This window comes from Micromonospora sp. DSM 45708 (genome assembly GCF_039566955.1).
Taxonomy (GTDB): Bacteria; Actinomycetota; Actinomycetes; order Mycobacteriales; family Micromonosporaceae; genus Micromonospora.
In genome coordinates, this window is the sequence record NZ_CP154796.1 from 1,048,783 (window position 1) to 1,069,728 (window position 20,946).

At 72.9% G+C, this 20,946-nt stretch carries 22 protein-coding genes and 2 tRNA genes; 17 read left to right on the forward strand and 7 right to left on the reverse strand.

Annotated elements, in window-relative coordinates; translation table 11 throughout:
* Positions 1-81 precede the first annotated feature (81 nt).
* Positions 82-474: a hypothetical protein gene (locus tag VKK44_RS05090; protein WP_343445674.1), complete on the reverse strand. Its 393-nt coding sequence runs from the start codon at positions 472-474 to the stop codon at positions 82-84.
* 195 nt (positions 475-669) lie between these two features.
* Here VKK44_RS05090 and VKK44_RS05095 point away from each other — a divergent pair.
* The 7 genes from VKK44_RS05095 (at position 670) to VKK44_RS05125 (ending at position 6,770) form a co-directional block, all read left to right on the forward strand.
* A tRNA-Asn gene (locus VKK44_RS05095) sits at positions 670-742 on the forward strand.
* Between the two features lie 169 nt (positions 743-911).
* Positions 912-3,047: an MMPL family transporter gene (locus tag VKK44_RS05100; protein ID WP_343445675.1), complete on the forward strand. Its 2,136-nt coding sequence runs from the start codon at positions 912-914 to the stop codon at positions 3,045-3,047.
* Entirely contained in the window at positions 3,040-4,272 is a 1,233-nt protein-coding gene (locus tag VKK44_RS05105; RefSeq protein WP_343445676.1) for an FAD-dependent oxidoreductase, read from the forward strand. Before VKK44_RS05100 ends, VKK44_RS05105 begins: the two co-directional genes overlap by 8 nt.
* Before the next feature lie 122 nt (positions 4,273-4,394).
* Positions 4,395-4,471, forward strand: a tRNA-Ile gene (locus VKK44_RS05110).
* Positions 4,472-4,803: 332 nt separating this feature from the next.
* Positions 4,804-4,995, forward strand: a complete 192-nt coding sequence (locus VKK44_RS05115) for a type II toxin-antitoxin system HicA family toxin (protein ID WP_343445677.1) — start codon at positions 4,804-4,806, stop codon at positions 4,993-4,995.
* A gap of 15 nt (positions 4,996-5,010) precedes the next feature.
* The gene (locus VKK44_RS05120; RefSeq protein WP_343445679.1) at positions 5,011-5,478 is read left to right on the forward strand and encodes a type II toxin-antitoxin system HicB family antitoxin; all 468 of its coding nucleotides are present in this window, start codon (positions 5,011-5,013) and stop codon (positions 5,476-5,478) included.
* A gap of 809 nt (positions 5,479-6,287) precedes the next feature.
* On the forward strand, positions 6,288-6,770 hold the full coding sequence (locus VKK44_RS05125; RefSeq protein ID WP_343445680.1) for a hypothetical protein: 483 nt from the start codon (positions 6,288-6,290) through the stop codon (positions 6,768-6,770).
* A gap of 544 nt (positions 6,771-7,314) precedes the next feature.
* On the opposite strand, the gene VKK44_RS05130 is transcribed toward VKK44_RS05125, so the two are convergent.
* Positions 7,315-8,058: an ALF repeat-containing protein gene (locus VKK44_RS05130; RefSeq protein ID WP_343447673.1), complete on the reverse strand. Its 744-nt coding sequence runs from the start codon at positions 8,056-8,058 to the stop codon at positions 7,315-7,317.
* Positions 8,059-8,208: 150 nt separating this feature from the next.
* Between VKK44_RS05130 and VKK44_RS05135 the strand changes: the two genes are divergently transcribed.
* The 4 genes from VKK44_RS05135 (at position 8,209) to VKK44_RS05150 (ending at position 11,219) form a co-directional block, all read left to right on the forward strand.
* On the forward strand, positions 8,209-8,802 hold the full coding sequence (locus VKK44_RS05135; RefSeq protein ID WP_343445681.1) for a DinB family protein: 594 nt from the start codon (positions 8,209-8,211) through the stop codon (positions 8,800-8,802).
* Complete coding sequence (locus VKK44_RS05140) at positions 8,799-9,161, forward strand: hypothetical protein (RefSeq protein ID WP_343445682.1); 363 nt, start codon at positions 8,799-8,801, stop codon at positions 9,159-9,161. Before VKK44_RS05135 ends, VKK44_RS05140 begins: the two co-directional genes overlap by 4 nt.
* Before the next feature lie 103 nt (positions 9,162-9,264).
* The gene (locus tag VKK44_RS05145) at positions 9,265-9,795 is read left to right on the forward strand and encodes a SigE family RNA polymerase sigma factor (RefSeq protein ID WP_343445683.1); all 531 of its coding nucleotides are present in this window, start codon (positions 9,265-9,267) and stop codon (positions 9,793-9,795) included.
* The gene (locus tag VKK44_RS05150) at positions 9,792-11,219 is read left to right on the forward strand and encodes a YML083C domain-containing protein (protein WP_343445684.1); all 1,428 of its coding nucleotides are present in this window, start codon (positions 9,792-9,794) and stop codon (positions 11,217-11,219) included. The genes VKK44_RS05145 and VKK44_RS05150 overlap by 4 nt, the downstream gene beginning before the upstream one ends.
* A gap of 131 nt (positions 11,220-11,350) precedes the next feature.
* Here the strand turns inward: VKK44_RS05150 and VKK44_RS05155 are convergent, their stop codons facing one another.
* Complete coding sequence (locus tag VKK44_RS05155) at positions 11,351-11,971, reverse strand: NAD(P)-dependent oxidoreductase (protein WP_343445685.1); 621 nt, start codon at positions 11,969-11,971, stop codon at positions 11,351-11,353.
* A gap of 102 nt (positions 11,972-12,073) precedes the next feature.
* Here VKK44_RS05155 and VKK44_RS05160 point away from each other — a divergent pair, with 102 nt between their 5' ends.
* Positions 12,074-12,463, forward strand: coding sequence for a winged helix-turn-helix transcriptional regulator (locus VKK44_RS05160; protein ID WP_343445686.1), 390 nt, complete (start codon positions 12,074-12,076; stop codon positions 12,461-12,463).
* A gap of 205 nt (positions 12,464-12,668) precedes the next feature.
* On the forward strand, positions 12,669-13,043 hold the full coding sequence (locus VKK44_RS05165; RefSeq protein WP_343445688.1) for a VOC family protein: 375 nt from the start codon (positions 12,669-12,671) through the stop codon (positions 13,041-13,043).
* A gap of 50 nt (positions 13,044-13,093) precedes the next feature.
* On the opposite strand, the gene VKK44_RS05170 is transcribed toward VKK44_RS05165, so the two are convergent.
* The gene (locus tag VKK44_RS05170) at positions 13,094-13,531 is read right to left on the reverse strand and encodes a hypothetical protein (RefSeq protein ID WP_343445690.1); all 438 of its coding nucleotides are present in this window, start codon (positions 13,529-13,531) and stop codon (positions 13,094-13,096) included.
* Positions 13,532-13,619: 88 nt separating this feature from the next.
* Between VKK44_RS05170 and VKK44_RS05175 the strand changes: the two genes are divergently transcribed.
* Complete coding sequence (locus VKK44_RS05175; RefSeq protein ID WP_343445691.1) at positions 13,620-13,778, forward strand: hypothetical protein; 159 nt, start codon at positions 13,620-13,622, stop codon at positions 13,776-13,778.
* 16 nt (positions 13,779-13,794) lie between these two features.
* Here the strand turns inward: VKK44_RS05175 and VKK44_RS05180 are convergent, their stop codons facing one another.
* The gene (locus VKK44_RS05180; protein ID WP_343445692.1) at positions 13,795-14,262 is read right to left on the reverse strand and encodes an SRPBCC family protein; all 468 of its coding nucleotides are present in this window, start codon (positions 14,260-14,262) and stop codon (positions 13,795-13,797) included.
* 39 nt (positions 14,263-14,301) lie between these two features.
* Here VKK44_RS05180 and VKK44_RS05185 point away from each other — a divergent pair, with 39 nt between their 5' ends.
* From VKK44_RS05185 to VKK44_RS05195, 3 genes are all read left to right on the forward strand, one after another.
* Positions 14,302-14,886, forward strand: coding sequence for a GNAT family N-acetyltransferase (locus tag VKK44_RS05185; protein ID WP_343445694.1), 585 nt, complete (start codon positions 14,302-14,304; stop codon positions 14,884-14,886).
* 304 nt (positions 14,887-15,190) lie between these two features.
* On the forward strand, positions 15,191-15,787 hold the full coding sequence (locus VKK44_RS05190) for a hypothetical protein (RefSeq protein WP_343445695.1): 597 nt from the start codon (positions 15,191-15,193) through the stop codon (positions 15,785-15,787).
* A 61-nt stretch (positions 15,788-15,848) separates the two neighbouring features.
* On the forward strand, positions 15,849-19,067 hold the full coding sequence (locus tag VKK44_RS05195) for a BTAD domain-containing putative transcriptional regulator (RefSeq protein WP_343445697.1): 3,219 nt from the start codon (positions 15,849-15,851) through the stop codon (positions 19,065-19,067).
* Here the strand turns inward: VKK44_RS05195 and VKK44_RS05200 are convergent.
* Positions 19,049-19,873: an ABC transporter permease gene (locus VKK44_RS05200; protein ID WP_343445698.1), complete on the reverse strand. Its 825-nt coding sequence runs from the start codon at positions 19,871-19,873 to the stop codon at positions 19,049-19,051. The genes VKK44_RS05195 and VKK44_RS05200 overlap by 19 nt on opposite strands.
* Positions 19,870-20,826 carry an ATP-binding cassette domain-containing protein gene (locus tag VKK44_RS05205; RefSeq protein ID WP_343445699.1) on the reverse strand — a complete coding sequence of 319 codons (957 nt, stop codon included), beginning with the start codon at positions 20,824-20,826 and terminating at the stop codon, positions 19,870-19,872. Before VKK44_RS05205 ends, VKK44_RS05200 begins: the two co-directional genes overlap by 4 nt.
* Positions 20,827-20,946 lie beyond the last annotated feature (120 nt).

A 20,946-nucleotide genomic window follows, 5' to 3' on the forward strand; every position in this document is an offset into this window, starting at 1 on the left:
TCACGGCGGTGTGACGTGCGGGGAGGACACACGGGAGCGGGCCGGTCACCCGAGGGTGAGCCGGCCCGCTGTCCGTGTGTGTCAGAGGTTGCTGCTCGTGCCGTTGGGCTTGCTGCTCGTGCCGGTCGTGGTCGAACCGGTCACGCCGGTCGACCCCGTACCGCTGGTGCCGGCCTTGCTGCCCACCGCGGCTGGCGTGCCGGCGAACGGCTTGTCGGCGTCGGTCAGCCCCGGCTTGCTGCCGTTGCCGGTCGAGATCTTCTCGCCGATCTTGGTCTGGCCGAGCTTGTCCTTGCCCTCGGAGTAGAGCCGGGTCGCCTGAGCCTGCGCGACGCCCGCCGCCTCCTGGACGGTCGGGTGGTCGAGCACCTTGCGCCCACGGACCACCAGCTCCTCGTACTTCTCCCGGCCGGCACGGGCGCCCAGGACGAACCCCGCTGCCAGCCCGCCAAGAAACATGATCTTTCCGCGCATGGCGGCTCCTTCCGTCCCTGAACTCTGTTGGTGGCTAACTACCCATCCTGCTCGCCGCTCATGCCTCCGTGTGCCGAGATGACGATTTATCCCGATTCTGCGCCGCCGGCAAACCCCCTGGCGCGCCACCCCCCGATGTCCTGTATTCTTTTCCCGTCGCACGGCGCGGGGAGATCCGCACCGGGCGGTGCACGGTCCCCTGTAGCTCAATTGGCAGAGCAGCCGGCTGTTAACCGGCAGGTTATTGGTTCGAGTCCAATCGGGGGAGCTTTGCTCCACCTCACGCCCGTCGGCCACGCCGACGGGCGTTTCTCGTTGCCGGGTCCGTCACGGCCGTCCGGTTTCCGCCCGCGAACGCCGCTTCGGACGGCAGGATGGTCGGGGTCGACTTAGACTCCCGCTGCGTCGATTTTTGCGTCGATCCGAGGGTGGTGGAGATGGCCGCAGGACGCAGCCGCTGGACGGCGACGCTGATCGCGGTGGCGGTGGTGCTCGGCTGGCTGATCGTCGGCGGGGTCGCCGGCCCGTACGCCGGCAAACTCGGCGACGTCGCCACCAACGACAACGCCTCCTTCCTCCCCACCGACGCCGAAGCCACCCGCGCCCAGGACCTCGCCGCCGGCTTCGTCGACCGGGAGACCACGCCGGCCCTGGTGGTCTACGAGCGCGCCGGCGGCATCACCGCCGCCGACCAGCAGCGGATCCAGGCCGACGCGGCCCGATTCGCCCAGGTGCCCGGCGTGGTCGGCCCGCTGCCGCCGTCGATCGTCAGCCAGGACAAGCAGGCCGCCCAGGTGATCGTCCCGATCGACAGCGCCGAGGGCGAACAGATCCGCAGCGTGGTCGACGAGCTGCGCGCCATCACCGGCCCGGACCGGGACGGGCTCACCGTCGACGTGGCCGGCCCGGCCGGCCTGCTCGGCGACCTGATCGAGGTGTTCTCCGCCATCGACGGGCCCCTGCTGCTGGTCACCCTGGTCGTGGTGCTGATCATCCTGCTGATCGTCTACCGCAGCCCGGTGCTCTGGATCTTTCCGCTGCTGGCCGCCGGGATGTCGTACTCGCTGGCCGCCGTCGTCGTCTACCAGCTCGCCAAGCACGACGTGGTCAAGCTCAACGGGCAGGCGCAGGGCATCCTCACCGTGCTCGTCTTCGGCGCCGGCACCGACTACGCGCTGCTGCTCATCGCCCGCTACCGGGAGGAACTGCACCGGCACGAACGCCCCTGGGACGCGATGAAGGCCGCCTGGAAGGGCGCCGCCCCGGCCATCATCGCCTCCGGCGCCACCGTCATCGTCAGCCTGCTCTGCCTGCTGCTGTCCAGCCTCAACTCCAACCGGGCGCTCGGCCCGGTCAGCGCCGTCGGCATCGCCGCCACGCTGCTGGTGATGCTGACGTTCCTGCCCGCCCTGCTGGTGCTCGGCGGCCGGTGGGCGTTCTGGCCCCGGCGACCCCGGCACGACGACGCCGACCCGCGTACCGAGCACGGCCTCTGGGGGCGGATCGCCGGCTTCGTGGCGCGCCGCGCGCGTACCGTCTGGATCGTCACCGCCGTGGTGCTGGCGGCCCTCGCGATCGGGGTGACCCAGCTCGGCGCCACCACCCTCGGCCAGTCCCAGCTCTTCACCCAGCGCACCGACTCGGTTGCCGGCCAGGAGGTCATCGACCGGCACTTCCCGGCCGGCACCGGCAGCCCGGCCACCATCTTCACCGAACAGGCCGCCGCGCAGCGGGTCGCCCAGGTGGCCCAGGGCGTCAAGGGTGTCGCCTCGGTGGCGCCGCTCGGCCAGCAGGGTCAGAACGCGCCACCCGACCCGAACGCCCCGCCCAAGGTCGTCGACGGCCGGGTGCAGCTCAACGTCACGCTCGCCGACCCGCCCGACAGCAACGGCGCCGAACGGACCATCCGGGACCTGCGCGAGGCGGTGCACGCGGTGCCCGGGGCGAACGCCGTGGTCGGCGGCTTCACCGCCATCAACGTGGACACCGCCGACGCGTCCGTCCGGGACCGCAACGTGATCATCCCGGTGGTGCTGCTGGTCATCGCGATCATCCTGGCGCTGCTGCTGCGCGCCCTGGTCGCCCCGCTGCTGCTGATCGCCACCGTGGTGCTGTCGTTCCTGGCCACGCTCGGCCTCTGCGCGTTGCTGTTCAAATACGTCTTCGACTTCCCCGGCGTCGACCAGTCCTTCCCGCTGTTCGCCTTCGTGTTCCTGGTCGCACTCGGCATCGACTACAACATCTTCCTGATGAGCCGCGTCCGCGAGGAGTCGGTGCGGCGCGGCACCCGCGCCGGGGTGCTGGCCGGCCTGGCGGTCACCGGTGGCGTCATCACCTCCGCCGGCATCGTGCTCGCCGCCACGTTCTCCGCGCTCGCCGTGCTGCCGCTCGTCGTGCTGGTGGAGCTGGGCGTGGCGGTCGCCGTCGGGGTGCTGCTCGACACCATCGTGGTCCGCTCGCTGCTGGTGCCCGCGCTCGCGTACGACATCGGGCCGAAGGTGTGGTGGCCCAGCCGCTTGTCCCGGTCGCACCGCGACGGCGACCGGGCCGGAGCGGGGGTGGACCGTGCCTGACACCGACGTGGTCGTCGTCGGCGGCGGCCTGGCCGGCCTCGCCGCCGCCCGCCGGTTGCACCGCGCCGGCGTGTCGTGGCGGCTGCTGGAGGCCGGCGACCGGCTCGGCGGCCGGGTCGCCACCGACGAGGTCGACGGGTTCCGGCTGGACCGCGGCTTCCAGGTGCTCAACACCGCATACCCCCGACTCGGCACGCTGCTCGACCTCGACGCACTCGACCTGGGCTGGTTCACCTCCGGCGTGCTGGTCCGCCGCGGCGACCGGCTGGCCCGGCTGGTCAACCCGCTGCGCGAGCCCACCGGCGGGCCCGCCGCGCTGACCGCCGACGTCGGGTCGCTGCGCGACCGGCTGCGCCTGGCCGCGCTCGCCACCGGCTGCGCCACCCTGCCCGTCGCACGGCTGCTCACCGCCACCGAGACCAGCACCGAGACGGCGCTACGCCGGGCCGGGCTCTCCGACGCGATCATCGAGGAGCTGATCCGGCCGTTCCTGGCCGGTGTGCTGCTCGACCGCGAGCTGGCCACCTCCAGCCACGTGTTCGCGGTCATCCTGCGCTCGTTCGCCCGGGGTCGGATCGGGCTGCCCGCGCAGGGCATGGGCGCGCTGCCCCGGGCCGTCGCCGCGCCGCTGCCCGCCGAGCAGATCACGCTGCGGACGCCGGTCACCGCTGTCGCGCCCGGCCGGGTCCGCACCGAGGCCGGCGAGATCACCTGCCGCGCCGTCGTGGTCGCCGCCGACCCGCCGGCGGCGGCCACGCTGCTGCCGGCCGTCGACCGGGTACGCATGCACGCGTACACCACCTACTACCACCGCACCGACACGCCGCCGCTGGACGAGCCGATTTTGCTGCTCGACGGCGACCGGCGGGAACTGGTCGTCAACACGGTGGTGGTCAGCAACGCCGCGCCCACGTACGCGCCGGACGGCCAGCACCTGGTGGCCACGTCCGTGGTCGGCCCGCAGGCCCCGCCCGAACCGGTGATCCGCCGCGAACTGGACCGCCTCTACGGCCGCTCCACCGCCGACTGGACCCACCTCACCACCGTCTCGGTGCCGGACGCGCTGCCGGCCGCCCCACCGCCGCAGGGCCGGCTGCGCAAGCCGGTGGCGCTCGGCGACGGCCTGTTCGTGGCCGGCGACCACCGGGACAGCCCGTCCATCCAGGGCGCGTTGGCCAGTGGCTGGCGGACCGCCGGCGCGGTGCTCGACGAGTTGCGGGGTTGATTCGGCGCTCCGCTGCTCGCTGTTATCCTCGCGTTGCCCATCGTGGCGTCACGGCGGCTCACGGCGCCGGAGCGGTGGTGGCCGGTGATCGATCGGCGGGTTACGATCCGACGCGCGGTGACGGGGCGGTAGCTCAGCCGGTTAGAGCAGGGGACTCATAATCCCTCGGTCGCGGGTTCGAACCCCGCCCGCCCCACCAGCGCAAAAGTCCGCCTAAAGATCATCTAAAAGGAGCTCTCGGTGCACGGCAGGCGCCGGCTCCGACGGTTGCGTGTCGACCACCGATCGCACTCGTGAAGTGAGCCCTTGGCGGGTTGCAACCAGGCCTTCGCCGTGCAGCATCGCGATTGCCCGCCTCGCCCGAGTAGCCAGGCGGTGCGCTCGTCGCGTGACGTGTCGCCGGCGCGGTAGCAGCATTCGATTCGCAGTGAACTTTCGGCGTCGGCTGGAAGTCCTCGTTCAGGCGGGCGCTCCCATGTTATCAAGTCAAGCCTGCTTTACTGTCATTGTCTATTACACTAGACTTGCCACGTGAAGCGAACCGACCTGATCAACCGGATCGGCAAGGCCGCCGCCGACGCGGGCATCACCTTCGAGAAGCTTCGCGAAGGAGGCAGCCACACCATCTACCGGTACGGCTCGCAGAACGTCGTCATACCCCGACACAAGGAGATCAACGAACTCACCGCGCGGGGCATCCTGCGCTCTCTCGGCTTGAGGTAGAAGGGACTACCGCCGATGAAGTACACCGCAACGTGTGTCCGCTCCGGCGGCTGGTGGGCCATCACCGTCCCGGAGATCACGGGCGTCTTCTCTCAGGCCCGCCGCCTGGACCAGGTCGAAAAGATGGCACGGGAAGCGATCGCGCTCATGCTCGACGTCAAGCCCGACAGTTTTGACGTGGAGGTGCAGCCCGAAGTCCCGAGGGAAGTCACCAGAGCGCGCAAGGCGCGTATCGCGCTGCGCGAGGCCGAACAGTCTGCCGACAAGGCCACCGTCGCTGCTGCCCGAACGCTGCTCGACAAGGGTTACACAGTCCGCGACGCGGGTGCCCTGCTCGGCATCTCCGCTCAGCGGGTGTCGCAGCTGGCGCCGAAAAAGGCACCAGCCAAGGTGGCAAGCCGCAAGGTGGTAACCGGCCGCGCAGGTAAGAGCAACAAGGGCGAGAAGCCTGGCGTCAAACCGGACCACGAAGTCGCCGCCTGATCTTCACCGCACGCCCCGGACCTCTCGCAGGTCCGGGGCCTCTTGGCTGTCGAAGCACGTGTCAGACAAGCACCCAACTACCCGCTCGCGGTGCGGGCCCGCGACGCCCGCGCCGAAGGTGCCTACCGGCACAGTCGACACCACGCCCACGCGCCTGAACTCCGGTCCCCAACGGCCCGGCCGAGGTGGCAACCGTCGCCATGATGTTCCCCGTCCGATGCCTGCGCTGCGTGCCGGGATCTACGACCTCGGCATGGGGGACCGCCCGGGAAACCGACTGCTCCGTGTGGAGGACCCGTGCTGCGGGCAGGCGGTCGACGACCGGGGGGAAACCGGGTGGACGAACCGCCGCGACTACGAGCGCATCGACAAGGAAACGCGAAACCGTGGCAAGTCGACGCCTACGGCAACCCGAACTTCCGGCTCCGGTGCGAGGTGTACTGACGGTCCCACATCGGCGATACCCGGATTGGTGCTGCTGACGGTCAGCTCAGAGCCGCCACCATCCGGGCACACCCGTTGTCGCCTCCGCGACGTACCTGAGCCTCGAACCAACCCGCCAGGGCAGCATCGACAACTCACACACCAGCCGGGGAGAAACCTTGACCGACCCGTACACGCCGCCGCCCGCCCAACCGCCAACGCAGCCTCTCACCTTCGCCTCCCCGCCCGCCCCCGGCGGCAAGCGGCGGAACCCGCTGGTGTGGATAGCTGGCGGTCTGGGGGTGCTCGTCCTCCTTTGCTGCGGTGCGGGCGCGATCGGTGCCGCCCTCGACGACAGCAAGCCCGCCGCTCAGACCAGCCCGAGCGTGAGCACACCCACGGCCACAGCAACGGCGGCACCCACCACCGCGGTACCCCCAACCGTTGCCCCGGCCACTCCCGCCGCGGCGGCGAGCAGCAAACCCGCCCCGACGAGGACCACCCCGCCGGCCAAGCCGAAGCCGGTTGTGTACGGGAAGCTCACCGAGCGGCAGTGGAAACTCATCGCCAAAAACCCGGACAGCTACACCGGCCGCACGTACGTCGTGTACGGGCAGGTCACCCAGTTCGACGCCGCGACGGGCACCGACGCGTTCCGCGCCAACGTCGGCGGCCGGAACCTCACCTACGAGTTCGAGTACGACACGAACACCCTGTTGCAGGGCGACGCCGGCCGGCTCTCCGACCTGGTGCAGGACGACGAGTTTCAGGCGAAGGTGACCGTGCTCGGGTCGTTCTCGTACGACACCCAGATCGGCGGGGAGACGACGGTTCCGCTGCTGCGCGTCGACTCCATCAAGGTCCTGTAACCGGACCCCGTCCACCAGTTGGGCGGGCTTCACGCAGCCGCCCTTCACGGTCGAGGCGGTTGCCTGATTCAGGAGGTCATCGTGGACGGATACATGCCGTTGCCGGCGCCTCGCAAGCGCATCGCTGACCTGGCCATGCCGTATGGCGAGTATCGGTGGCAGCCAAGCTAGCGGCCATCCGCAGCCCGCCGGCTACTGCTGGGCGACAACGCTCGCACCTCCGCCTGGATCACCGCCGGAGTGCTCGGCCTGGTCGTGACGGGTGCGGTGCTGGTCGCGCTGCCGATTCTGCTGTGTGCCGCGGTTAGGGTTGGCGGCGGTGGGGATTGTGGCACGTCGGGGCGGACGGAAGCCGCAGCAGCGTCTGCTATGGGCCTATTGAGGCAAACTACAGAACCTCATCGGAGGTGGTCCCGCGGCCACCACCCGACCATCAGCGGCCCCGGCACTCGCCGGGGCCGCTTCCTGTCAGGCGGAGACCGCCCATGAACCCGCGCCCCCGCCCCTCTGGCCTGACTGCCGGGGCGTCACTCCGTCGCGCGAGCTACGCCACGAAGCGGGCGCGGCGCCGGCGCCCGATCACGTAGCCCACGCCACCGAGGAGCAGCAGCGCGCCGCCGATGCCGGCCACGGTCGCGGTGTCGGAACCGGTCACCGGCAGCCCGCCGCCCTCGCCGCCCTCGCCACCGGGAGCGCCCGGGCTGACGGAGGGGGCAGCGGTCGGCACGACCGTCGCCGAGGCGCTGGGCGTGGCGCTCGCCGTCGGCGTGGGCCGAACCGTCGCCGTCACCGTGGGCGTCGGCTGCGCCGCGCAGTCCAGCGCACGGGCGTCGTACAGGCCGGTGTTCAGGTAGGCCAGGAGGACGTCGATGGACCCGTCGTCGAGGGCCTTCTGCGTCGCGGCCCGCACGTTGGGGCCGGCGCCGGTCAAGGTCTGGACCGTCTTGACCCGCAGGGCCGTCTGCCAGGCGGTCTGCACGCTCGACTTGAGGAACGCGCGCAGATCGTCTGCGGTGCCGTTCAGCCGGTCCTCGATGGCCTTGGGCAGAACGGGCAACGATTCGGCTTTCGCCTCGGCCAGGAGCCGGTAGGCCAGCAACCGCAACTCGGCGTTGGTGGCGGTGTCCAGGTCGATGGTGATGAGCTCGCGGATGTCCTGGTAGACCTTGCGCTCGACCGTCTGGCAGGCCGGGTCGAGCCCGGGCGCCTGAGCCTGAGCCGCGGCCGGCGCCGCCGGAATCAGAAAGGTCAGCGCTATCACGACACCGGCCGACAACTTCATTCGCATGTGGATGGTCCTCCCCGTTGCAGGCAAAAACACGGAGATGCTACCGACAGCGGGCGGACCGCACTGCCCGGTGGGATCGATGTTCGTCGGTGACGGGCGGCCCGCGCGCTCGTGTCGGGGCCGGGAATGTGCAGCCAGGGTGGATGCCGCATGCTGTCCGCCATGGCGATCTTCGACCCGAAGGCGGACCTGCTCGACTACCTGCGCGGGGCGCGCAGCGTGATGGTGTGGAAGCTCGACGGGCTGGGCGAGTACGACGTCCGCCGCCCGCTGACGCCCACCGGCACGAACCTGCTGGGCCTGGTCAAGCACCTGGCCCGAGGCGAGTTCGGCTACTTCGGCGAAACCTTCGGTCGGCCGGCTGACGCCGTGCCGCAGTGGCCGGCGGGCGAGGCGACGTGGGAGGCGTGGGCCCTGCCGAGCGAGTCGCGGGAATCGATCGTCGAGCTGTACCGGCGGTCCTGGGCACACGCGGACGCGACGATCGAGGCGTTGCCGCTGGACGCGGTCGGTCGGGTGCCGTGGTGGGGCGACGGCGGCGAGGTGACGTTGCATCACGTCCTGGTGCACATGACCGCCGAGACGCAGCGCCATGCCGGTCACGCCGACATCGTCCGCGAGTTGATCGACGGCGCGGTCGGTCTTCTTCCCACCGCGACGAACACGCCGACGTCGGACGCCGTGAGTCTGGCGGCCCATCGGGACATGGTGGAGCGGAACGCGCGGGAGGCCGCCGGCCGATGACGCCTCCCGTCGACCTCGCTCATCGTCTCGCGCACCTGCGGTGGCTCGCGGGCGGCACCGGCGCCGGCAAGAGCACCCTGGCGCGGGGCCTGGCCGACCGCTACGACGTGCTGATCTACGACGGTGACCGCGCGGAACGCGGCTACGTCGGCCGGTGCACCGCTTTCGCCGGCCCGGTCCGGACCCGCGCCGGCTGGGGAGCCAGCGACCACGACGAGGCGCTCACCCTGCGGCTGGCGCGCGACGAGCTGTGGGACGCCGAGATCCGCCGCCAGGCCGTCGCGTCGGGTCTGCCGGTGGTGACCGTCGACGGCTCGCGTGACGTGCGCGACCTCGCCGCCCGCTTCCGTCTGCGTTGAGGAACTGGCGCCGGAAGTCCTTCCACTCAACCATGGACGGAGGCGATCGCGTCTCACCCTGCATCCGCCCGCGCACGCGAGGCGGACGCGGCCTGGAGGTGGCGTGAGTCGGCACGAGGACGACGAACAGTTCCGGCTGTTCGTGCAGAGACAGTGGGGACCGTTGCTCCGGACGGCCTACCTGCTGACCGGCGATCGGGGAACCGCCGAGGACCTGACGCAGTCGGCGTTGGAGAAGACCCACCGACGTTGGGAACGCATCCTCCGCAGGGACGCGCCCGAGGTCTACGTACGCCGGGTGATGGTCAACACGGCGATCTCCTGGCGGCGCCGACGGCGTCCGCTGGAGGTGCCGCTGCTGACGTCCGACGGCGCGCCGACGCCGGACGCGTACGCACGGGTGGAGGAGCGGCAACTGCTCCTCACCGCGCTGCGACGGCTGCCGCCCAGGACCCAGGCGGTGCTGGTGCTGCGCTACTTCGAAGACCTCAGCGAGGCGGACACCGCCCGGGTGCTCGGCTGCTCCGTCGGCTCGGTGAAGAGCCAGGCGTCGCGCGGGTTGGCCCGGCTGCGGGTGGAGTTCGCCCCATCCGTCTCCCAGTCCACGGTACGGCTCGAGGAGGAACCGGCATGACCGAGAGCTTCGCGAATTCGACGCTGAGTCCGGCGCTGTCGCAGGCCGCGCGCGCTGTCGTCGTACCCGAGGATCCGTGGCCGGGGTTCGCGCGCCGTGCGCGACGGCACCGGCAGGCGCGGCTGGTCCGGGCGGCGGTGGCCGTCGTGGCCGGGGCGACGCTCGTCGGGGTTCAGGCCAACGTGGTGCCGCTGCCCGGATGGGCGCCCCGCGTCGCGGTGGCCGCCGCCCCGGCGGCGCTGCTCGACGCGCCGCCCCGGGGCGCGTTGGCCGGCGACCGGGCCTGGTGGGACTCGCTGCGGCGGCGGATCAGCGCCGATCCGTCGACGAGCACCGGCGGGAGCCCGGAGGGTGTGTGGAAAGTCGGCGATCCCGACCGGATGCGGCTGCTCTACGGCAGTGACCAGCCGGGCCACCGGGTCGCGCTGGTCGCGGTGCCGCTACGGTTCGGCCTGCTGACCAAGGAGACGCTCGTCTGGTTGGTGGGGCCGACCGGGGCCGACGCCCGGCAGATGCGTTGGGCCGGCAGCAGTGAGGGCGCCGACAGCCCGGTGATGGCCCTGATGCGGACCGAACCCGACCGGGGCGGGTTCGCGGTGGTCGTCGGACCGGCGGACACGACCGTGATGATCAGTGGCGATCTCCGGTACACCGCGAGGGGAGTCCTGGAGTACGAGAACCTGGCCCGGCCGGACGGCGGCGGGGTCGGAGTCGCCGTGCTGCCGTCCGCGCCGCTTCGGAGCGAACCCGTCGTCCGGGTCAGTCGTGGCGCTGCCCTGCTCTACCAGGGCGGCCTGGGCGGCGGCCCGTACGCCGCGCCCGACCCGACCGGACCGGAGCTGGGTCCGCTGCTCACCGCCGCCGGACGGAACGCGCGGGGCAGGCCGTTGGATGACGCCGCCCTGCGTACCGTCGTCGCGTCGGCACTTCTCGACAGCCGTCTCCCGGCGGCCGGGACGACGGTCCGGGTGCGGTGGTCAGGCCGCGAGGGCGGCCAGGCCGTCGCGCTGCTCACCGTGCAACCGGCCGGCGGGGGAGTCATCGCGTACGCCGTGCACGGCGACGACCGGACCGGCTGGTGGACCGACCTGCGGCTGCTGCTGCCGGCCGAGGGCGCGGAACAACGACCGATCGGCTGGCGGATCCGGGCCGACACCGGCACCCGCACACCGACGGGCCAGGCGCGGGTGATCGCCCCACCCGACGCGGCGCGCGTCACCGTCACGGTCGACGGCTCGCCGACGGCCACCGTCGCCCTCGACGCATCCGGCGCCGGCACCACCCGGGTGCCGCCGGACCGGGCCGCCACCCTCACCGCGTACGCCGAGGACGGAAGGCTCCTCGGAACCACCCCGGTGCCGCCGGTCGAGACGAACATGTCGGGTCTGCCGGGAGACAGCCCGGCCACCCGGGTGGTGCCCTGACCGCCCGGGCGCGACCGCTGACCGGAATCGTGCCGGGCAACGGGCGTGGGCCTTTCCTCTCCTGGTACGAGCGATGGTTGGACGCCGTGCTGGCCGGCCGTCGGCACTTCAGTTGAGCGTGACGGCCGGCGTCACGCCTCCCGGACGCTCGCGGTGCCCCGAGGGTGGCGGGGTGCCTCGATCTCGTCGAGCAGCGCGATCGCGAAGTCCTGGTAGCTGATCCGGCTGGCCGGGTCGCCGTGCTCGGCGAACTCGTAGCGGCCGGTGCGGGTGCCCTCGTGGTCGAAGTCGCCGGCGGGTGCCACGTACGACCAGTCGAGGTCGCCGTGTCGCAGCTCGGCGAGGCCCGCCGCGTGGCCGAGGAAGAACGGGCGGTACTCGTTCGGGTAGCCGGGCTCGTCCATCAGGGCAGCGCCGGACGGCCCGGGCAGGACCGGCGCGAGACCGACCACCACCAGGCGGCGTACGCCGGCCTCGGTCAGCCCGGCGGCCAGCGCGCGGGACGACGCGGGGAAGAAGTCCTGCGGTGGCACGGTCAGGTCCGCCGCCGCGCTGATCGCCGCGTCCTGCCCGGCGGCGGCCCGCGCCACGCTGTCCGGGTCGGTGACGTCGCCGGCCACCACCCGCGCGTCGACCGGGTCGTGGCGGGCGGGGTCGCGTACCACGGCCGTCACCTGGTGGCCGCGCCGCCGCGCCTCGGCCACGGCCCGCCGCCCGGCGCGACCGCCGGCGCCGAAGACCACGATGTCCATGCGGAAACACCTCTCACCAGGGCCGGAGCCCTGTGCCCGGCCGGTGCGCAGACGGTATCGACGGGCCTGGTTACCTCGGGGATACCGGCTATCGTGAGCCGCATGAGGCAACCGTTGCCCGCCGACATGTTCGACGAGCTGTGCCCGTCCTCGCTCAACCCGATCCGGTTCGGCGACAAGTGGGCGGCGCTCATCATCCGCTGCCTCGAAGGCGGCCCTCGGCGCTTCTCCGAGCTGCGGGTGCCGCTGCGCCGCGTCACCCCGAAGGTGCTCACCGGCTCGCTGCGCGCCCTGGAACGGGACGGTCTGGTGACGCGCACCGTCCACCCCGGACGCGCCGTCGAGTACGAGCTGACGCCGGTGGGCCGCAGCATGCTCGAACCGATCGCGGTGGCGTGCGCCTGGACCGAGCGGCACTGGGACGAGCTGCTCGACGCCCGCGAGTCGTACGACGCCGCGGCGCCTCCCGACCGGCGGGCCCGGTCGGCGTGACGATTGCGACTGTCGACCGGGCCGACTAGCGTCAGCGTTCGTGAACACCGGACCGGCCCGAGGCCATGCACGGATTGGTGATCCGGTGGAGGTCTGACCGCGCCACGGGTGCGCCACGGGCACCCGCCAGGTCGGGCCCGCGGACCTCCCCGCCGCTCGCGCACCGATGGTTCCCATTCGTGTCGAGCACCGTGAGGTCAACCGCATGACCGTTTCGTTCAACCACACCATCGTCGCCGCCCGGGACCGCCACGCGTCGGCCCGGTTCTTCCGGGAGCTGCTGGAGCTGCCGGAGGCGCCGTCCTGGGGTCCGTTCACCAACGTGCAGCTTTCCGACGGCGTGCTGCTCCAGTTCGCCGAGCCGCCGGTGGAGATCCAGATGCAGCACTACGCGTTCCTGATCGACGACGACCTGTTCGATCGGGCGTACCGGCGGCTGTGCGACCAGGGCGTCGAGCACTGGGCCGATCCGCAGATGCGTCGACCCGGTGAGATCAACAACGAGCATGGCGGCCGGGGCGTCTACTTCAAGGACCCCGGGGGCCACGCCATCGAGCTGATCACCCGCCCGTACCTGTAGTTCGGGTCGATGTGCCGGCCGGGCGCCGAAACCGGTGTCCGGCCGGCACGTCAGGCACCTCGGGGCGGCGGGTGCCGGTGCACGTAGTCGAGGGCGCGGGGGATCGGGTCCCGCCAGTACTCGGACGGCATCCGGTGCCGGTGTGCCGCGCAGAAGTCGGCCAGGTCGTCGGTGAGCGCGATGCTTTCCAGCGGCCGGTTCTCGACGTCACGATTGGCCGCGAGCAGGTCCGGCTCCGGGTTCCAGCCCGAGTGGTCGAACGCCCAGCCCGCCCACGTCGCGTACACATGGCAGACCTGCCGGTCGCCGACGAAACGCAACCCGGCCAGCCGGATCAACCGGTCCGGGTGGGCGTCGCGGCACACCCAGGCCAGGATGTGACACGCGCCGGCCGCGAAGAACGCCTGGTCCGTGCGCTGCCAAGCGATGCGCTGGTCCGACCGCTCGAGGGCGGTCCGCCGGAAGACTCCGGCCGCCACGGCTGCCACCCCCGAACGGTAACCGAGGTGGGCGGCGCGGCGCCCGCCCGTGTGGGACGCTGACGGGGTGGCTCGACAGTCGACGGCATGGTCCCGGATGTCCGCGCGGCAGCGTCGCGTGGTCGGGGTCGCGCTGGGCCTGGTGGTCTGCGGCGTCGTGCTGGCGCTCGCGGTCGATCCGGCACTCGGGGCGATGGTCATGTCGGCGGCGTCGCTGGTCGCCATCTTCACCGTGGTGTTCACCCCGCCGGCCTGAGACGGCGTCCACGTCGTCAGCGCGCCGACTCGACATACGCGGCCAGGTTGGCCAGCGAGGACGCGATGCCCTCCTCGTGCACCGCCTGGTCGATGCCGGGTGGCACGCCGGTCGCGGTGACGGTCACCTCGGTCGCGTCGCCGACCGCGGCGAGATGCCAGGTCAGGGTCATGATCCCGGCGTACGCCGGGTCGTCGGCCTCGAACACCGCGGTCTGCACCACCCGCTCCGGCCGGACCAGGTCGGCGAACCCGACGTCGACGACGTCCGTCGCGTCCGACGTCTTGCCCGGGCTGCCGGTGGGGTCGAGGTAGGTGAGCGCCATCCGGAAGCCGCCACCGGGGCGGGGATCCCACCGTTCGATCCGCCCGCGCATGCCGTCCGGCGGCAACCACGCCTCCAGCGCGTCCCGGCGCAGAAGCGCGTCGTAGACCGTCGCCGGCGCCGCGGCGATCGTCCTGCGCGCCCGATCGATCCTGCTCACCACTCGATTCTAGGAGCCGGTCGAGTGGAGGATGGTCGGGTGAGATTTCCCCTCTCGACGCCGCCCGCCATTCCCGCCGGCACCCTCGCGCCCGGTCCGCAGCCGACGCTCGCCGTCGGCGACGACCTCGTCCTGCGGCCGTGGCAGGCGTCCGACGCGTCGGCGTTCCTCGCCGCCTACCAGGATCCCGAGATCCGCCGCTGGCACACCCGCCCACCCGACTCCGAGGACCAGGTCCGCGAGTGGTTCGCGTACTACCGCCAGGCGTGGCGCCAGGAGACGGCGGCGAGCTGGGCGATGACGTACGGCGGCGGTGAGCCGCTCGGGCGCATGGTGCTGGGCGCCATGGACCTCGGCGACGGGGTGGCGGTGTGCGCGTACTGGGTGGTGCCGGCCGCTCGCGGCGCGGGCGTGGCGTCCCGGTCGTTGCGGGCGGTGAGTGACTGGGCGCTCGGCGCCGGCTTCCACCGTCTCGAACTCGACCACTCGACCCGCAACCAGGCGTCCTGCCGGGTCGCCGTCAAGGCCGGCTTCCGGGCCGAGGGCACTAGGCGCAACGCCGCCGTGCACCCGGACGGACGGCACGACATGCACCTGCACGCCCGCGTCCGCGGCGACGACTGACCGGGTGCTGCTCTGCTCGCCGGGGGGCCGACAGCCTGCGGTGGCGTCTGGTGGCCGAGTTCCTGGAGGAATACGGGTGTGGTGCGCCCCGTGGTCCGAACGCGGTCACTACACGGGTTCTGGTTTCCGTTCCACACGAGCGCCGCCCGGGTTGAAGGCGGTGGGTCCATGCGCCGGCCGCGCCTTGCGGGCCGTAGTCGGTCCCTCGGATGGTCCCGCCGTGCCGTCTGTCCGGAGGCAGCGCGGGCAGTCCGTAAGAGCGGCCATATGTGATGATCGACCTGGGGCGTCGGTGGGAGGACGGATGACCGAGTCACAGCGCGGCACCGCGCCACGGACGTCGTTCTGGCAGTCGATGGCAGGGATGCTCACCGCCGTCGCCGGCCTGATCACCGCGCTCGTCGGCGTTGCGGCATTCGTCTACCAGGTCACCGGTGGCGGCTCCACCGCCGCTCCGGCGACGCGGTCGCCCACCCCGTCGGCTTCGCCCCGGGCGGCAGGCGCGGAGACGTCCCCACCGCAGGCCGCCACCCCGGAGAGTGCCGGGGCCGGCCCCTTCGAACTGCTCTTCAACAACAACGGCGTCGATCTCGACGCCGACCCGCCCAGAGTGGCCACCCGGTCGGACCCCGAGATCGACATTTACGACGGGGGTGGCTCGATCCAGAGCTTTCCCATCTGGGCAGGCCTGGCCAGGTGGAGTCGCGCAGGCTCACCGACCCGAGAGGACTGCGTCTCCCTGCTCAACGGCTTTGCGACGATCGACTCCACCTACCGCAAGGGCAGCCGGTACTGCGTGCACACGCGGGAGGACGCCCACGTCGCGTTCGTCGAGTTCGTCGCTCCGATCGAGGCCGGCTGGAAGATCCGGGTGACGGTCTGGCCGGGCACGGCGGACTGACCTCTGTGACTGGCCTTCCATAGGCGCGGGACTCGGTGGCCGCGAATGAGAGAGTGACGACGTGCGGGTGGGGATCCTCGGGCCGCTGGAGGTCCGCGACGGCGAACAGGCCGTCGCCGTCGCCGGTGCCCGGCTGCGGGCGCTGCTGATCCGTCTCGCCCTGGACCCGGGCCGTCCGGTGAGCGTGCCGGCGCTGGCCGAGGCGCTCTGGGCGGACGCGCCGCCCGCCGACACCGCGAACGCCGTGCAGACGCTGGTGTCCCGGCTGCGTCGCGCGGTGCCCGGGCTCGGGGTACGCAGCGGCCCGGCCGGCTACCGGCTCGACCTGGCCCCGGACGACGTGGACGCGGAGCGGTTCGCGCGGCTGGCCCGCCAGGGGCGGGAGGCGCTGCGCGACGGCGACCCGCAGCGGGCGCTCGGGCCACTGCGGGACGCGCTGGCGTTGTGGCGCGGCCCGGCGCTGGCCGAGGTCGCCGACGCGCCGTACGCGAGCGCCGCCGTGGCGCGCCTGACGGAGCTGCGGCTCACCGCCCAGGAGGACCGGATCGAGGCGGAGCTGCGGACCGGCCGGCCGGAGCTGCTGGTGGCCGAGCTGGACGAGCTGACCGCCGCGCATCCGCTGCGGGAGCGGCTGGCCGTACTGCGCCTGCGGGCGTTGGCCGCCGCCGGTCGGCCCGCCGAGGCGCTCGGCGCGTACGAGCGGATCCGGGAACGGCTCGCCGAGGAGCTGGGCGTGGACCCCTCGCCCGAGCTGCGGGCCGCGCACCTGGCGTTGCTGCGGGGCGAGGCGGCCCCGCCACCGGCGCCCGCCGCGCGGCGGGGGAACCTGCGCGCCGCGCTCACCACGTTCGTCGGGCGGGATGACGACCTGCGTCGGCTCACCGCGCTGCTCGCCGGCAACCGGCTGGTCACGCTGCTCGGGCCGGGCGGTGCCGGCAAGACCCGGCTGGCGAGCGTCGCGGCCGGCCGGCTGGCGGACGCCGTACCGGGCGGGGCCTGGCTGGTCGAGCTGGCCCCGATCACCGACCCGGCGGACGTGTCACGCGCCGTGCTCGACACGCTCGGTCGCCGGGAGCGGACGCTGGAACCGGCCCGGCCCACGTTCCGCGACACGCTCGGCCGGCTGGTCGACGCGCTCGCCGCCGACGAGACGCTGATCGTGCTGGACAACTGCGAGCACGTCGTCGAGGCCGCCGCCCGGCTCGCCGAGGAACTGCTCGGCCGCTGCCCGGGGCTGCGCGTGCTCGCCACGTCCCGCGAGCCGCTCGGCATCGTCGGTGAGACGCTGGAGCCCGTACCGCCGCTGCGGCTGCCGCCGGCGGACGTGTCGCCGGCCGACGCCGCCGCGTACCCGTCGGTGCAGTTGCTGCGCGACCGGGCCGGGGCCGTGCGGGCCGGGTTCGCGGTGACCGACGACAACGTCGCCGACGTGGTGGAGATCTGCCGCCGCCTGGACGGCCTGCCGCTCGCCATCGAACTGGCCGCGGCGCGGCTGCGGACGCTGTCGCCGCGGCAGGTCGCGGCCGGCCTGGACGACCGGTTCCGGCTGCTGACCGGCGGCAGCCGCACCGCGCTGCCCCGGCACCGGACGCTGCGGGCGGTGGTGGACTGGAGCTGGGGTCTGCTCACCGACGACGAGCGCCGGCTCGCCGAACGGCTCGCCGTGTTCCCGGCCTCGGTCACCGCCGAGTCGGCGGCCGGCGTCGCCGGCCCGGCCGCCGCCGCGCTGCTCGACGCGCTCGTCGACAAGTCGCTGCTCCAGGTGGTCGACGACGGGCGGTTCCGGATGCTGGAGACCATCCGGGAGTACGGGCTGGAGCGGCTCGCCGCCACCGGGGCGGGCGCCGGCGCGCGGACCGCGCACGCCACGTACTTCCGGGACCTGGTGGTGGCCGCGGAGCCGCACCTGCGCACCGCCGGCCAGCTCCCCTGGCTGCGGCTGCTGGCGGCGGAGCGGGAGAACATCGTCGGCGCGCTGCACTACGCGTGCGACGCCGGCGACGCCGACACCGCGCTGCGGATCGGCGCGGGGCTGGCGCTGCCGCTGATCATCTGGGGCGACGACGGCGGCATCGGCGGTGACGTGCTGGCCCGCGCGCTCGCGCTGCCCGGCCCGACGCCGGCGGCCGAGCGGGCCGTGGTGCTCGCCATCCGCACGATCACCGAGATGTTCCACAGCGCCCGCGAGCCCACGCCGGAGCGGGTCGCGGAGCTGACCGACGCGGTCCGCGCGGCGCAGGGGACCGGGCATCCGCTGGTGGCGCTGCTCGAACCGGCCCTGTCGATGTTCACCGACGACACCGCCGCCGGGATCGCGGCGGTCGACCGGGCGCGCGGGCACCCCGACCCGTGGACCGACGGCACGTTGCTCACCATGCGCGGCCAGATCCGGGAGAACGACGGCGACGCCGAGGGCATGCTGCGCGACCTGACCGGAGCGGTCGCGGAGCTGCGCGTGGTCGGCGAGCGGTGGAGCCTGTCGATGGTGCTGAGCCAGTACGCCGACGCGCTGACCAAACGCGGCGACTTCCCGGCGGCCACGGCCGCGCTGGAGGAGTCGGCGCGGCTGGTCCGCGAACTGAACCCGGGCGCCGAGCCGGGCTTCCAGTTGATCTGGCTGGCGGCCATCCGGGCCCGGTCCGGGGACGTGGCCGGCGCCAAGGCGGAACTGCGCCGGTTCGTCGCTGAGCGGGCGGCCGACCGGGAGGGCCGGGACGCCGCGTTCGGGCTGATGATGCTCGGCGACATCGCCCGGATCGAGGGTTCGCTCGACGAGGCGGCGGAGTGTTTCGCGGAGGCGATGCGCCGCCAGGACGAGGCGCCGCTGGTCGCGCCGCAGTTCCGCGGGCTGCTGCTGGCCGCGATGGCGAACCTCGCGCTCGCCCGGGATGACGTGCCGGGCGCGCGCGGCTGCCTGGCCGAGGCCACCGCACGGGGGCTCGCCGCCCGGGACATGCCGGTGCTGGCGATCATCGCGGTCGGCTGGGTGGCGGTCGCCGCGGCGGAGGGCCGGTACGAGCGGGCCGCCGAGCTGCTCGGCACCTCCGACTCGCTGCGCGGCAGGCCGGACCGGTCCAACCCGGACGCGCAGCGGCTCGCCGAGCGGCTGCGCGTCGAGTTGGGCGACGACGGGTACGCCGCCGCGTACACCCGGGGGCACGCCCTGAGCCGGGCCGACGCCCTGGCGTTCGTGGGCGGCGACCCGGGAGACGGCCGACGCTCGGGCGTTCGCGGGGCGGCGACCCGGCCGGGTGCGGCCGGTCAGGCGCGGCGCCGGTAGGCCCGGACGGCCAGCGGCGCGCAGACCGCGATGATCGCCACGGTCCAGATCAGTGACCGGGTCACCGGTCCGGCGACCGGACCGCCGAGGATCAGGCCCCGCGCCGCGGTCATCACGTCGGCCACCGGGTTCACGCCGACCCACCACTGCAACCAGCCGGGCATCGTGTCGGTCGGCGCCATCATGTTGGTGCCGAACGTCAGCGGGAACATCACCAGGAACGCGGTCCCCTGCACCGCGCTCGGGCTGCGCATCAGCACGCCGAGCAGCACCCCGACCCAGCTCACCGCGAACGCGAACGCGATGGTCAGCAGGCACGCCGCCAGCGTGGACAGCGGATCGGTGCCGATCCGGAAGCCGATGGCGTAGCCGAACGTGAACAGCACCACGATCGAGACCACGAACCGCACCAGGTCGCCGACCACGGAGCCGACAAGCGGCGCGGACCGGGCGATCGGCAGGCTGCGGAACCTGTCGAAGACGCCCTTCTCGATGTCGGTGTTGAGGCTGACGCCGGTCGCGACGGACGCGAACAGCACGGTCTGCACCATGATCGCCGGGAGCAGGAACTCCAGGTACTCGTGCTGCGAGCCGGAGATCGCGCCGCCCAGCAGGTAGACGAAGATCAGCACGAAGACGATCGGTTGGAGCGTCACGTCGAGGAGCTGCTCCGGCGTGCGGAGCGTCTTGATCAGGCTGCGGCCGGCGAGCGCGAGGCTGTGCCGGACCAGCCCGAACGGGCGGGCGCCGGGCCGGGGCGCGCGGGTCCGGGGCGGCGTCGCCGCCGGGTGCGTGGTCGTGGTCATGCCGCCACCTCCGTGGGCTGTTCGGCGCCGTGGCCGGTCAACGTGAAGAACACCTCGTCGAGGCTGGGCAGCCGCAGCGCCAGCTCGACCACCCCGATGCCGGCGTCGTCGAGCCGGCGTACGACCGCGGTGAACGCCGCGTCACCCTCCACCGGCACGGTGAGCAGGCCGGGCCGGGGCAACTCGGGTTCGGCGCCGGTGCCGGCGCGCAGGATGTCGGCGACTTCGCCGATCCGCGCCGGGTCGGTCGGCCGGACCACGATGGTCTGGCTGCCGGCGATGCGCTTCAGCTCACCCGGCGTGCCGTGGGCGATCACCCGGCCGTGGTCGATCACCGAGATCTCGTCGGCCAGCGCGTCCGCCTCGTCCAGGTACTGCGTGGTGAGCAGCACCGTCGAGCCGTCGTCGACGAGCGAGCGGACCACCCCCCACATCTCCTCGCGTTTGGCCGGGTCCAGGCCGGTCGTCGGCTCGTCCAGGTAGATCACCTCCGGCCGGCCGACCAGACTCGCGGCCAGATCCAGCCGGCGGCGCATGCCACCGGAGTACGTCTTGGCCGGCCGTCCGGCCGCGGCGGTCAGGTCGAACCAGGCGAGCAGTTCGGCCGCCCGCGCCCGGGCGTCGCGCCGGCTCAGGTCGAGCAGGCGGCCGATCAGCACCAGGTTCTGCGTACCGGTCAGGTCCTCGTCGACCGACGCGTACTGCCCGGTCAGGCCGATCAGCCGGCGTACCCGGGCGGCGTCGGCGACCACGTCGTGACCGCCGACGGTGGCCCGTCCCTCGTCGGGGCGCAGCAGCGTGGCGAGGATGCGTACCGCCGTGGTCTTGCCGGCGCCGTTCGGCCCCAGCACCCCCAGCACGGTCCCCCGTCGTGCGGCGAGGTCGATCCCGGCCAGCGCGGTCGTCGAACCGAACCGCTTGACCAGGCCCTCCGCCTCGAATGCGTAGCTCATGGCACCGACCATGGCCGGTGCCGCTGGCAGCGCGCGCACACGACGCTGACACGGGTACGCACACCGCCCGCCGTCGTGACGCTCGACGCCGCCGAGCACCTGGACCGGTGACCGGCCGAC